Origin of the sequence: Olleya sp. 1-3 (assembly GCF_002836085.1) — a bacterium.
Classification (GTDB): Bacteria; Bacteroidota; Bacteroidia; order Flavobacteriales; family Flavobacteriaceae; genus Olleya; species Olleya namhaensis.
Window position 1 is genome coordinate 35,956 of record NZ_PJBW01000011.1, and the last position, 14,651, is coordinate 50,606.

The following is a 14,651-nucleotide window of genomic DNA, read 5'->3' on the forward strand; positions in this document are numbered from 1 at the left end:
AAAAGGCTTTTTTGTATTAAAAATAAATAACAACGCATTAATTATTCTTTTATGAAAAAAATAGTATCCATTGTAATCTTATCCCTGTTACTAGTTGCTTGTGGTAAAACAGAAATTGCTAGTTTAAACACCGTCTCTAATATAGAAGAGCTAAACACAGCTATAAAAGATGCTAAGCCAGGAGATAATATTGTTTTAGCAAACGGAACATACAAAGATTTTGAGATTAAGTTTACAGGAGAAGGAACAGAGGACAAGCCTATAACCCTTAAAGCTGAAACTGCTGGAAAAGTGTTTATAGAAGGAGAATCTAGTTTAGAAATTAGTGGAGATTATTTAGAGGTTAGTGGTTTGTTTTTTAGAAACGGACATTCTCCTAAAACCAATGTAATCGCATTTAGAACAAGTGCGAAGGACGTTGCAAATTACAGTAAAGTTACAAATTGTGTGATTTTAGATTTTAATAACTTAGAGCGCGATCAAGACAACCTTTGGGTGCAGTTTTATGGAAAACATAACGAGTTAAGTAATTGTTATATCGCTGGAAAAACAAATGGTGGTCCAACGGTTAGAGTAGATTTAAAAGGAAATCAAAGTATAAGAAACTTTCATAAAATTGTAAATAACCACTTCGGACCAAGACCACGTAAAGGTGGTGCTAGAGGAGAAACTATTCAATTAGGAAGTAGTTTTACATCTATGAGCCCAAGTAATACGACTATTGCTAACAACTTATTTGAAGAGTGTAATGGTGAAGTTGAAATTATTTCTAGTAAAACTAATTTCAATATTATTAAAAATAATGTGTTTTATAAAAGTGAAGGGTCTGTAGTTACACGTCACGGAAACTACGTTACTGTTGATGGTAATTATTTTATTGGAGATGGTGTAAACGACCAATATGGTGGTATTAGAATTATTAACACAGGACATTGGGTAATAAACAACTTGTTTTACAAAATCAAAGGGAAAAACTTTAGAAGTCCAATTGCTATAATGAATGGAATTCCAAAATCACCATTAAACAGATACAACCAAGTTACAGATGTTGTAGTTGCTTACAATACGTTTGTAGATTCAGATTCGCCTTGGCAATTTGGAGTTGGTACCAATATCGCACAAGCAGATGTATTGCCAAAGTCAGAAATTAGATCTGCAAGACCGTTAAGAACAGAGGTTGTAAATAATGTAATTTATAATTCTGTTGGTGATGCAAACCCAATTATAGAGCATGATAAAGCGGATGGTGTTACTTTTAAAAGTAATATTATTTACAATAACAGCGTTAAAATTGAAAACAGTCATGGTTTAATTTCTAAAGAATTAACGTTAACAGATATCGGTACAGATCTTTCTGTTCCAACGTCTGGATATGATGATGTAGAAATTTATAATGGTTTTGATTTTAAAACAATAACGGAAGATTTATTAGGAAATTCAAGAAGTAAATCAAATCAAATTGGAGCAATAGTAAATTCAGGAAGTGTTAATTTAGACCTTTTGGATAAATCAAAATATGGTACGGATTGGTATTCAAATGTAGTTGGCGCTAAAGATCCTACGACACATACGGTGGCTAATACTTCAGAATTAGTAGCCAAACTTAAAGCTGCAGAAAGTGGTGATATTATAGCTTTAACTGATGGTGTTTTTAATATTTCAGAATCTTTAGTTGTTGACAAAACAATCACAATTCAATCTAAAGGAAATTCAGAAATTATATTTGAAGGAGCAGCTAATACACCAGCATTCTCGTTAAATCCTTACGGAAAATTAACTGTAAAAAACATCAAATTAAAAGGTAATGGTTCTAATTATGCGTTTGCTAGTTTAAAAGAAAACATGTCTAATCATTTTGGTTTAGAAGTTGTGGATTCTGAAATCAGTAATTTTAATTATGCTTTAAGGGTTTATAAGCAAGCCTATTCTGAAGAAATCACTTTCAAAAACACAGCTATTTCAAACTGTGAAAATGGTATCGAATTATCTGAAGAAACCAACGACAGAGGAGATTACAATACAGAGTATTTATCAATTAATAACTGTAATTTTGATAATGTAAAACAAAATGTTGTCGATTATTATAGAGGTGGTTATGACGAGTCTACCATTGGAGGGAATCTTTTAATTACAAATAGCACTTTTACTAATTGTGGTGCAAAAGAGAAAAACAAAAGATTACTAAACCATAACGGAATTGTAAATGTGAACATTAACAATAACACATTTAAAAACAATAATGTAAAGTTTGTTTCTATTCTTTGGGGAGCAAAAAATAATGTAGAATCAGAAAACACAGTAACTAATTCAGGACAGATTAAGACTGAAGAAAATTTAGTTATGACACTAATGTATTAATTCAATCACTTTAAATTTATTATTAGATGAAGAAATCGCTATACACCTTCGTTATACTTTTAACGCTTATATCTTGTAAAGACGAAGCAAAAAAGACAGAAACAAAAGCTCAAGTTGAAACTGATGCACCAGTAAAATATCCAAGTGACGTTATTCCATTTATGGACCAGTGGAAAATCCTTTTAGGAGACGGAACTTATCAAGATAACTTAGTAGGCTTCCAGAAAGACGATTTCTTTTATGTGGAAAACGATGGTAAAACGGATTGGGTAGTGTATAAAACACCAAATTCTGGTATTACGTCAAGAACATCTAGTAATACTAGAACAGAGTTAGGTGAAAAAAAACATTGGATTCCTGAAGAAGGAGGTAAGTTAACTGGAACATTAAAAGTGCAGCATGTGTCTACAACAGGGCACGCTAATGTTGCATCGTCTTACTCGGTAGTTGTTGGGCAAATTCATAGCGACGAAGGTCATGAGAATGAACCCTTAAAAATCTTTTATAAAAAATTCCCGGGTCATACAAAAGGCTCTGTGTTTTGGAATTACGAAATCAATACAGAAGGTGATAACTCTGGACGATTTGATTACTCAACGCCAGTTTGGGGTTATGATTTTTCGGTTAAAGGATCTGATGAAACAACTAGTCCGGCAGAACCAAAAGATGGTATTGCTTTAGGTGAAGAGTTTAGCTACGAAGTAAACGTGCATAAAGGTATTATGTATTTAACGTTTACAAGTAAAGGACACGAAACTATAAAATTTACAAAAAGCTTAATTAAATCAGAATTTGCAACCAAAGCGCAAATCCCGCAACAAATTATTGATGTATATGCATCAAGAAGAGCGGTAGGCGTGGAACGAGAAATTGCTTATGCTGGCGAGATCAACTATTTTAAACAAGGCGCTTATAATCAGGCAAACGGAAAATCAACAAAGTCTGAAACTTATGGTGGAGACATTGTAAAACAGTATGCAAACGGAAGTTATGCTGAGGTTTGGTTTAAAGAAGCAACATTAGGCGCATCTACAGAGCCTAAATAGAAACTGCATTGCGCAATTTAGCATAATAAATGTCTGGTTGGGCGCGGTTGAAGCGGCACTTTTTGAAGCACAAATTCCGCAATAAAATATTGACTTGTCCATAATTGTAAATTAGTCGGACAGTGCAGTGTTTGTAAAGGTGTTACATCTGAAAATTAAAAACAATAAGTATAAGCAGATGAAAAAAGTTATATTCATAATGGGAGTCTCGGGGTGTGGAAAAAGCACAGTCGGGAAATTATTGGCTCAAGAATTAGATATTCCTTTTTTTGATGGAGACGATTTTCATCCAGAAGCTAACATAAAAAAGATGTCTAACGGACAACCTTTAAATGATGATGACAGACAAGGTTGGTTAGAAACACTAAATGATTTAGCTAAACAGCAATTAACTAAAAATAGCTGTGTAATTGTATGTTCTGCTTTAAAGCAGAAATACAGAGATACTTTAAGTTTACATATTAAAACCGAAACAAAATGGGTGTATTTGTCAGGGTATTTTGATCAGATATTTGAAAGATTAAATAGTCGTGATAACCATTTTATGCCATCAGAGTTATTAAAATCACAGTTTGATACATTGGAAGAACCAAAAGATGCTTTAAGAGTAGATATTGGCTTGACTCCAGAAAACATTATAAAAACGATAAAACACGAATTAATGAATACTTCGGAATTTGGATTATTTGGTTTAGGTGTCATGGGTAAAAGCCTATGCCGAAATTTAGCTAACAACGGATTTAAAATAGCAATGTTTAATAGGCATGTTGATGGTGTTGAAGTTGATGTAGCTAAAAATTTTAAAACTAACTATCTGGAATTATCTGAAGCATCTGCTTTTGATGATATTTCTGCTTTTGTAGCATCTTTACAAACACCTAGAAAAATAATGTTGATGGTGAATGCAGGAAAAACAATAGACTTTGTTATTGAAGATTTGTTACCTCATTTATCAAAAAACGATATTTTAATTGATGGCGGAAATTCTAATTATTTAAAAACGAAAGAACGTTGTGATTATTTAAAAACGAAAGGCATTCATTTTATTGGTACCGGAGTTTCAGGAGGCGAAGAAGGGGCTTTAAAAGGACCATCGATAATGCCAAGTGGCGATTTAGATGCATACAATAATGTGAAGCCTTTTCTGGAAAAAATTTCGGCAAAGGATAAAAATAATTTGCCCTGTTGCACGTATGTTGGTCCGGAAGGTAGTGGTCATTTTATAAAAATGGTACACAATGGTGTGGAGTATGTAGAAATGCAATTATTGGCAGAGGTTGTTACCATTTTAGAGGCTTCTGGTCAAAATTTAGATCAGATAGCGGATGTTTTAGACACTTGGAAAACCACTGCAGATAGCTATTTGTTAGAAATCACTATAGATATTCTTAGAAAAAAAGAAGGCAACGATTGGTTGGTAAAAAAGATATTAGATAAAGCAGGTAATAAAGGTACAGGAAACTGGACAACTATAGCTTCCGCGGAACTTGGTGTACCAAGTACATTAATTGCTTCAGCTTTATTTGCTAGATATACGTCGTTTTATAAAGACGAACGTATTCAGTTAAATAATAATTTTAAAACTGAAACTACTTCAGATTTAAATCTGTCTACAACCGAAATTTTAGAAGCATATCAATTTGCTAGGATTATAAATCATTATCAGGGATTTAAGCTAATTAATGAAGCTTCAAATAAATTCTCATGGGATTTAAATTTAAGTGAAATTGCTAGAATCTGGACAAATGGTTGCATTATTAGATCAACGCTAATGGAAACATTAGTTGCGGTCTTTAAAGAAACAACAAACATTTTAACCAATCCAGAAGTTATTACTTCAATAAAAAAGTACAAGGCTTCTGCTAAAAAAGTGGTTTCGCAATGTGTACTAAATGATGTTACGGCATCTTGTTTATGTGAATCTATTCAATTTTTAAACGGAATAACTACTGTAAATTCTTCAGCAAATATAATCCAAGCACAACGCGATTATTTTGGAGCGCATACTTACAAAAGAATTGATGATGATGGAGTCAAGAGTCATCATACCAATTGGAATTAAAAAACAAACTAACCAACCCTTAAGCTAACTACATATTATGGATGCAACAACGCCAAATAAATCACTAATCAAAAAAATCATAGCACTAGTATTGGGCTTTGGTCCTGGAATTTTTGCAATAGGTTACACTATTGGAACAGGTAGTGTTACCTCTATGATTGTTGCGGGAAGTAAGTTTAATATGCAATTACTTTGGGTGTTATTATTAAGTTGCTTGTTTTCGGGTATTTTAATGTTTGCATATGGTAATTATGCTTTGTTAACGGGTGAAACTGCACTTTACGGATTTAAAAAACATTTTAAATATGGTAAAATATTAGCGATTCTAATTATAGTAGGTATTACGTTTGGGCAATGGAACTCCTTAATGGGGATCTTGGGAATTTCTTCTAATATTATTTTTGAAATTTTATCCGTAAACTTTGAAGGCTTGGCTGCTTATAAATATGAAACCGTTTTAATTACAGCTATAGTGATTATCGTTACTTTTTACCTATTAATGTTAGTTGGTAAGTATACCTTCTTTGAAAAAATACTTGTGATTTTTGTAACCTTAATGGGGCTATCTTTTGTGTTATCTTTATGCTTTGTACAGCCGCTTCCATTGGATGTTGTAAAAGGGTTGATACCTACAATACCAGATGTTGTTGGTGGTAAAATGTTGGTTGCTGCTTTTGTTGGTACAACTATGGCTTCGGCTACATTTTTATCGCGCCCTCTTTTTGTGAAAGGTAAAGGATGGACAATTAAAAATTTAGATCAACAAAAAAAGGATGCTATTACTGCTGCAATTTTAATTTTTATAATTAGTGGTGTGATAATGGCTGTTGCTGCAGGTGCTTTGTTTTATCAAGGTAGAGAAGTAACACATGTCTTAGATATGGCAAATACTTTAGAGCCAGTTGCTGGTAAATGGGCTGTGACAATCTTCTTTTTTGGGGCTTTAAGTGCAGGTTTATCTTCTATTTTTCCATGTTTGTTAATTGCGCCATTATTAGTTGCAGATTATCAGTCTGGAGAATTAGATACCAATTCCCGTCAGTTTAGAATAATTACTGCTGTAGCATGTTTGGTAGCTTTAATAGGTCCTGCTTTTGGAGCTAATCCTATTGAGATTCAAATACTGTCTCAAGTCTTTAATGTGTTTGTGCTACCACTAGTAATTGTTGGAATTATAATGATGGTAAACAACAAAAAAATTATGAAGTCTTACAAGACAAGTCTTTTTGTAAACATTGGTTTGTTTGCGGCTTTACTTTTTTCTTTAGTTATTTCTTATAACGGAATTGTTGCACTAACAGAGTACTTTTAAGATAGCCAGTCGTTTGTTTTATTATCAAAATAGTATAGATTAGAGTTAAATGTCAATATGTTTTTTTGGTTAACAGTAAAAACCTCGTATATTGGTAAACCAGTTTGGTAAACCAATTTTAATTAGTGGTGTGATTTGTCATAGTACTTATCTAGTACACAAGGGTTTTTCTAAAAGGATGTTAAGAATATTTACAATTATAATTTTAACGACGCGGCTTTAACCTGAGTCAACAATTAATGCATAGGAATTATTACTAATAACTAATTATGAAGTTAACACAAAATATTATTTTAAAGTTTGCTACAGTTGCACTTGTTTTTACGATGTATTCATGTAAAAAAGAAACTAATACTGTATCCAAAAATAATGCTACGACACAAACAGATCAAGCACATCCTAAGCTTATTTTAACAGCGCAAGGTGTTAAAGATATTAGAGCGCAATTGGGTAATATTCCAATTTTTGATGCGACTTTAGAAGCTGTTAAAGAAGAAATAGATGCTGAAATTGCACTAGGAATTGATACGCCAATACCTGTAGATTATTCTGGTGGATATACGCATGTACGTCATAAGCGTAATATGATAGTTATGCAAAAGGCTGGAGTGTTATACCAAATTTTAGACGACGAAAAATATGCTAAATATGTAAAAGACATGTTGATGCAATATGAGGCGTTGTACAAAACATTACCATTACACCCTAAAACAAGATCTTACGCTAGAGGTAAACTATTCTGGCAATGTTTAAATGATTCTAATTGGTTAGTGTATGTGAGTCAGGCTTATGACTGTGTTTACAATTATTTGTCTGAAGACGAACGTATCAAATTAGAAACTAATTTATTCAAACCATTTGCAGATCATATTTCAATAGATAGTCCTCAGTTTTATCAAAGAGTACACAATCATAGTACTTGGGGTAATGCTGCGGTTGGAATGATTGGTTTAGTTATGGGTGATGAAGAGTTGATAGACCGCGCTTTGTACGGTATTAAAGATTTAAAATTAGATACAAAAGAAAAAGATGATGATGGTGGTTTTTTAAATAAAGATGGTAAAGCAGGATTCTTAGCAAATATCGAGGAGCCTTTTTCTCCAGACGGTTATTATAATGAAGGGCCATATTACCAGCGCTACGCGATGTATCCTTTTTTAATTTTTGCTGAAGGTTTGCATAACGTTAAACCAGAATTGAAAATATTTGAATATAAAGAAGGGGTTTTACTTAAATCTATAAATGCATTATTGAATTTGTCTGATGCAGATGGAGATTTTTTCCCACTTAATGATGGTCAAAAGGGAATGTCTTATTATACAAGTGCTTTAGTTACAGCAGTTGATATTTCGTATCATTTTGGAACTCAAGATGCAGGATTATTATCAATAGCGGCTAAACAAGATCGTGTATTATTAGACGATTCAGGGTTGGCAGTTGCATTAGGTATTAAGAATGGTAAATCGGAACCTTTCAATAAAAAATCTATTAACCTGTCTGATGGACCAAAAGGAACACAAGGAGGTGTTGCTATTTTGAGAAACGACGATGTAGAGTTGGTATTTAAGTATGCTGCTCAAGGGTCAAGTCACGGGCATTATGATAAGTTGTCGTATTCTTTATACGAAAAAGGAGAAGAAGTTATTCAAGATTATGGTTTAGCGCGTTTTGTTAATATCGAACAAAAAGGAGGTGGTAATTACCTAAAGGAAAACAAGACTTGGGCAAAACAAACTATTGCACACAATACGGTAACACAAAATGAAACATCTCATTTTAATGCCAAATATGAAATAGGTAGTAAGCATCACTCGGTGTTAAACTATTTTTCTTCAGAAAATCAAAATGTGCAAGTTGCAAGTGCTAAAGAAGTTAATGCTTATCCAGGGACGGAAATGCTGCGTACTATGGCAATTATTAAAGACGAAGATTTTGAAAAACCATATGTGTTAGATATTATGAAGGTGACTTCGGATAAAGCTAATAAGTATGATTTTCCATATTACTTTTTAGGACAAGTAGTGCAAACAAATTTTAAGTATAGCGTACCTAAGGTGTTAACTACTTTAGGGGATAAAAACGGATATCAACATCTATTTGTAGAAGGGACTGCAAAAGCATCTAGCGATAATAGTAAATTATCATGGTTAAATAAAGGTGAGTTTTACACTTTAACATCTGTAACTAATGATAAAGATCAATTGCTTTTTACTAGAATTGGAGCAAACGATCCAGAATTTAATTTAAGAAGAGAGGCAGCATTAATGTTGAGACGTAAAGATTCTAAAAACACAATTTTTGTATCTACTATTGAAGCGCACGGAAGTTATAGTCCAGTTACAGAATCTGCAATAAATTCAAACAGTAACATAAAAGAATTAAAAGTGGTTTTAGATTCTGCAGATTATACGGCAGTGCAGATTACGACTATAAAAGGCAATGTAAAACTGTTTATAACTTCAAATGAAGAAGATTCTAAAAAAGTAAAACATAATGTAAAAATTAATGATAAGAATTATGAGTGGTCAGGTTCTTATTATTTTGAATAAATAAAATAAATGTCAGACTGAGTACAGTTGAAGTGCTCAAAAAAATTAAATATAAATATTATGAAAAGATTTAGCGAAAAGTACATAGTAACAAAAGACATGGAATGGGAAGTGCTTGGTGGAGGAGTATCAAGAAAATTTTTAGGTTACGATAATCAAATAATGATGGTGAGTGTTAAATTTGATAAAGGAGCTTTAGGAGCGCCACATCAACATTTTCATACGCAAGCTACTTATTGCGTGTCAGGTAAATTTGAATTTGAAATTGATGGTGTAAAGCAAATAGTAGAAGCCGGAGATGGTGTTTATATTGAGCCTAATTTACTACATAGTGCGGTTTGTTTAGAAGAAGGACAGTTAATAGATACATTTAGTCCTGTAAGAGAAGACTTTTTAACTGGCGTTGGGCCATCTTATTTTGCAGATAAATAAATAAAGCATTTAGTTGTTTTATTGTTTTCTAGTCTAGATGTTACTAAATACTAGTAAATCAGCAATACAACGCACTAATGTTTGCTATTTTAACACCAATATCCTCTATTTTAACATTTAAAAATTACGAAAACGTTGTAATTAACAAAATTTTACATATATTTGGTAAACCAGATTGGTAAACCAATTCCTATCAGGTGTTTAACCACAAAAAAAGGATAGGTTTTAAAGCCTACCCTTTTAATAAAAATACTTCTTCGACGGGAAGTAATTATGTTAAAAACATAACATTACAAAAGTAACAAACATATTGATACTTGCCTAATAATTGTGTTTTTAGTAAAACAAATTAATTAACTAATAACTTAAAAATTAATTATGAATTTAAAAGCTAAATCGGCACTATTTGCAATGCTCTTCATGTGTATTGCTGCTTTTGCGCAAGACAGTGTAACAATAAAAGGAGCAGTGGTTGATGCAGAGTACAGCATGCCATTACCTAATGTAAATGTTATTATTGTAGGAACTAGTACTGGGGCAAGTACAGATTTTGATGGTAACTATCAAATACAAGCCAAAAAAGGAGATGTTATACAATTCTCATATATTGGATATACTGCAAAGACCGTTATTGTTGGTGCTCAAACAACCGTTAATGTAGCTCTAGGTGTAGATGCTAATACTTTGGAAGAAGTAGTGATTGTGGGGTATGGAACACAAAAGAAAAGTCATTTAACAGGTTCTATATCTAAAGTGACAAACGAAGATTTAGATCAGATTGCTGTTTCTAGAGTAGATGATGCTTTAGTAGGACAAGTTTCTGGTGTAAATATCGCAGCAACACAAGGGGAAGCGGGTTCTGCTCCTACGATTAGAATTAGAGGTACAGGTTCTGTATCTGGTAGTTCTGATCCATTAATTGTTGTTGATGGTCTTGTTGTTGATAATGATTACTTAGGGTCGTTAAATATGAATGATGTTGCTTCTTTTGAGGTGCTTAAAGATGCAGCTTCTGCTGCTATTTATGGTTCTCGTGGAGGTAATGGAGTTATCATGATTACAACTAAAGAAGGTAAATCAGGAAAAACAAAATTCACATATAATACGTTAACAGGTTTTAAAGAAGCAAGACAAAGTGAAGATTACTATTTTTCAGTAGCAGAAACTGCTGCTGCAGAATTAGCTGCAACTGGAACATTGTCTGATAGAACAAAATACAAGCAGTTAATAGGTATTGATAACGACTGGCAAAATATTATTTTTGATGGTGGAGTTATTACTACACACTCATTTAGTGCTAGAGGTGGAGATGATAAAACTAAATTTAGTACATCTTTAGGGTATATTCATGATGAAGGTGTATTATTAACTGATGAAGTTAAAAACTATAGTTACAAATTAAGATTAGATACTAAGTTAACAGATAAGCTTTCTATGGGGATTAATCTTAACCCTTCTTTTAATGATAAAAGACGTTTTGATGGATCAACTCATGATATTTTAAGACAGACCTCTTGGTTACCTGTTTATCATGATGAAAACACAATTAGATTTGTAGACAGAGGGACTTATCCTGATGTTCAAGTTGGTGATTACGCAACACAACGTCATTTTGATAATTATGATTTATATGGAGACGGTAGTACATTAGTAGATATTAGTAATACGTCTAATACAAATCCAGCTGCAAAAGTTTTAGAGCGTCAAAGAAACGAGTACAAGCTTAAATTAAGAGCTAGTTTATATGGTAAATATGACTTTAATGATAATTTATCATTTAAAAGTACAATTGGAGGAGATTACCAAAATACAGTTAGAGAAAGAAATCAAGGTCCTTTAGCTAGTCGTAATGGTGAGTCTGCAGTTCAATATGATGAAGAAGTACTTAACGTATCTAGATTAGTTTCTGATAATTTCTTATCATATAATAAAGGATTTGGTAATCATGATGTTTCTGCAGTATTAGGGGCGTCTTCAGAATTACAAAAAGGAGAGTATAAAGCAACTAGATTAACAGGTTACAACTCTGAGTTAGAAGGTACTTTAGGTGGTACTACAACTGTTGGAGCTGGTAACCAATTTGAATATAAGCAAGCTTTGTTTTCTTATTTTTTAAGAGTAAACTACGCATATGATGATAAGTATTTAGCATCAATCAGTTTAAGACGTGATGGAAGTTCTGTTTTTGGAGAAGACAATAAATATGGAACATTTCCAGCAGCATCTTTAGGTTGGAATATTTCTAAAGAAGACTTTTTGTCTGAAAGCGAAGTAGTTAATAATCTTAAATTTAGAGTAAGTTATGGTGTTACAGGTAACAATGCACTAAGAATAGCTTCTAACTCTGTGTTAGATAACAATGCATTAATTAACTATTACCCATCATTATCTTTAGCGTCTAATTTTAGTTATGCAGGAGATTCGGCTATAAGTGCAATTAATATTGCTAACCCTGATTTAAAATGGGAACGTTCTGTCGAAATAAATCCAGGTATTGATTTTGGTCTTTTTAATAATAGAATTACAGGTTCTGTAGATGTGTACAAGCGTACAAGTGATCAATTATTATTATCTAACCCTATATCTAACACAACTGGATTTAGTGAAGCTTTAGTAAATATTGGTAAAGTGGAAAACAGAGGTATTGAATTAGAACTTAGAACTAAGAATGTTAATACTCAGGATTTTAAATGGACATCAACAATGTTGGCTTCTAGAAATAAAAATGAGTTAATTGACTTTGCAGATTCTAATGGTCAAATTTTAAATGTAGATTCTAAAAGAGCTGCAGAATGGATAAATCAAGTTGGTCAGCCAATATCTTCATTTTACGGTTGGGTAGTTGAGTCTGATATTCCATTAGAGTATATCGCTAATCCATACCATCCAATCGGAGGGGAAGCACAAGATGTTTATGTAAAAGATTTAAATGGTGATGGTGTAATTGATGATGATGATAAAACTAAATTAGGAGATCCTTACCCGGATATTGTATGGAGTTTTACAAACGATTTCCAATTTGGAGATGTGGATTTAAGCTTTATGTTTCAAGGTAGTCATGGTGCAGAGGTGAGAAATATGGGAGATCAATATTTATTTAACCATTTTAATTCTTCTCAAGATTTTATTTCTTCAACACCAAACCAACAATTTATAAAGCAGAAAATATTTACTGATGATATTATTCAAGACGCTTCATACGTAGCTTTAAGAACTGTAAGTATTGGGTATGATTTTACTGATAAATTATTAGATAAAACATTATTTTCTAAAGCAAGAGTTTATGCTACAGGGCAAAACTTATTGTATGTAACAGCAAGTGATTATACAGGTTTTAACCCAGAGTCTGTAGATAATACGTCGGCTACTACTTACGGTTATCAAAGAGGAGGTTCTCCTATTCAAAGAACAATTTCTGTTGGATTAAACCTAGAATTTTAATTTTAAAAAAAGATAAAATGAAAAAATATATAAAAATATCGACGGTTTTATTGGTCGTTTTATTAGCCTCTTCTTGTGAAGATTTTTTATCACCAGAACCAACATCTGTATCAAATGCAGAAACATTTTTTGAGTCTGAAGCTGATTTAGAACTGGCAGCAATAGCATTGTATGATGCTATGCAAGGAGTAAACTCTACATCAACAAATGACAATCACGGTGCGCAGGTTGATTTTTACGTTCAAGAAATGTTAAGCGATAATACAAGATCAAAGAATGTAGGAGGAGAAGGAGAGTCTGCTCAATTTGAAAGCTTTACTGTAGAAGCAACAAATGGTATTGTAGATGATTATTATAGAAGTAATTATCAAACTATTTATAGAGCTAATGTTGTTTTAGAAAACTTAAGTGTAGCTGGTAGTGCTGCTTCTAGATTTGAAGCAGAAGCTAAATTTGTTAGAGCATATGCTTACTTTAATTTAGTACGTTCATTTGGAGATGTGCCTTTAGTAACAAGTGTAATTGGTATTGCTGATACAGCAATCCAATTTACAAGAGTAGATTCTGATTTAATTTACGATGTAATTATTGATGACTTAACAACAGCAGTTGCTGGTTTAGATAATACGTATAAAACTAGAGCGTCTAAAGCTGCAGCGCAAGCTTTATTAGCTAAAGTGTATTTAACAACAGGTACTAATTATGGTTTAGCACAAACATTATGTGAGTCTGTAATGGGTGAAGGGTTTGTTTTAGAACCAAATTTTAAAGATGTGTTTTATTCTGAATTAAATAACGAGATTATTTTCGCTATAGACTATGTAGGTGATTCTTCAGCAGATAGTCAAAACTTTTCTGCAGAATGGTTAAATGCAGTAGGAAGAACAGCAGGTGTTAATTATACAACTCAAGAAGTTAGAGATGCATTAGATGCTCTAGGAGGAGACAGAACATTATATTCTTATAGACAAGATCCTTTATTATTATCTCAATTTCAGGTAGCTAAATTTATACCAAATGGAGATGATACATTAGGTATTGCAGCGACTTCAAGTAATCCAACGTTAGCAGGTAATGATTTAATAGTACTTAGGTATGCAGATGTTTTACTTATGCATGTTGAGGCTATTATGGCAGGACAGCAATCAACATCAGCACAAGCAGCTTTAGATTCTTTTGAAGAAGTAAGATTGCGTGCAGGATTAGTTGGTGATGCGGATGGTACAATTACTAAACAAGAATTACTAGATGAAAGACGTGTAGAGTTAGCTTTTGAAAATCAACGTTTTTTCGATTTAGTTCGTTTTAATGTAGCTCAAGATGTACTTTCTACTTTTTCAGATAATAACGGTTATAATTTTAGTGTTTCAGATTTGTTATTACCAATCCCACAAAGAGAAATAAACTTAAGTCAAGGTGCTTTAGGGCAAAATCCTGGTTATTAATTTTAA

The 14,651-nt window shown here is 32.4% G+C and carries 8 protein-coding genes; all 8 read left to right on the plus strand.

The window, feature by feature from the left end:
* Positions 1-51 precede the first annotated feature (51 nt).
* The 8 genes from CXF54_RS11670 to CXF54_RS11705 all read left to right on the plus strand — a co-directional run bounded on the left by CXF54_RS11670 (position 52) and on the right by CXF54_RS11705 (position 14,645).
* Positions 52-2,358: a chondroitinase-B domain-containing protein gene (locus CXF54_RS11670; protein ID WP_101203672.1), complete on the plus strand. Its 2,307-nt coding sequence runs from the start codon at positions 52-54 to the stop codon at positions 2,356-2,358.
* A gap of 26 nt (positions 2,359-2,384) precedes the next feature.
* Positions 2,385-3,404: a polysaccharide lyase family 7 protein gene (locus CXF54_RS11675; RefSeq protein ID WP_101203673.1), complete on the plus strand. Its 1,020-nt coding sequence runs from the start codon at positions 2,385-2,387 to the stop codon at positions 3,402-3,404.
* Positions 3,405-3,582: 178 nt separating this feature from the next.
* Complete coding sequence (gene gndA, locus CXF54_RS11680; RefSeq protein WP_101203674.1) at positions 3,583-5,466, plus strand: NADP-dependent phosphogluconate dehydrogenase; 1,884 nt, start codon at positions 3,583-3,585, stop codon at positions 5,464-5,466.
* A gap of 37 nt (positions 5,467-5,503) precedes the next feature.
* A complete protein-coding gene (locus CXF54_RS11685; protein WP_101203675.1) occupies positions 5,504-6,778 on the plus strand; it encodes an Nramp family divalent metal transporter in 1,275 nt (424 codons plus the stop codon).
* 269 nt (positions 6,779-7,047) lie between these two features.
* A complete protein-coding gene (locus tag CXF54_RS11690; protein WP_101203676.1) occupies positions 7,048-9,327 on the plus strand; it encodes an alginate lyase family protein in 2,280 nt (759 codons plus the stop codon).
* A 60-nt stretch (positions 9,328-9,387) separates the two neighbouring features.
* Positions 9,388-9,759 carry a cupin domain-containing protein gene (locus tag CXF54_RS11695; RefSeq protein ID WP_090841869.1) on the plus strand — a complete coding sequence of 124 codons (372 nt, stop codon included), beginning with the start codon at positions 9,388-9,390 and terminating at the stop codon, positions 9,757-9,759.
* A 378-nt stretch (positions 9,760-10,137) separates the two neighbouring features.
* Positions 10,138-13,200 carry a SusC/RagA family TonB-linked outer membrane protein gene (locus CXF54_RS11700; RefSeq protein WP_101203677.1) on the plus strand — a complete coding sequence of 1,021 codons (3,063 nt, stop codon included), beginning with the start codon at positions 10,138-10,140 and terminating at the stop codon, positions 13,198-13,200.
* Between the two features lie 17 nt (positions 13,201-13,217).
* Entirely contained in the window at positions 13,218-14,645 is a 1,428-nt protein-coding gene (locus CXF54_RS11705) for a RagB/SusD family nutrient uptake outer membrane protein (RefSeq protein WP_101203678.1), read from the plus strand.
* Positions 14,646-14,651: the final 6 nt, after the last annotated feature.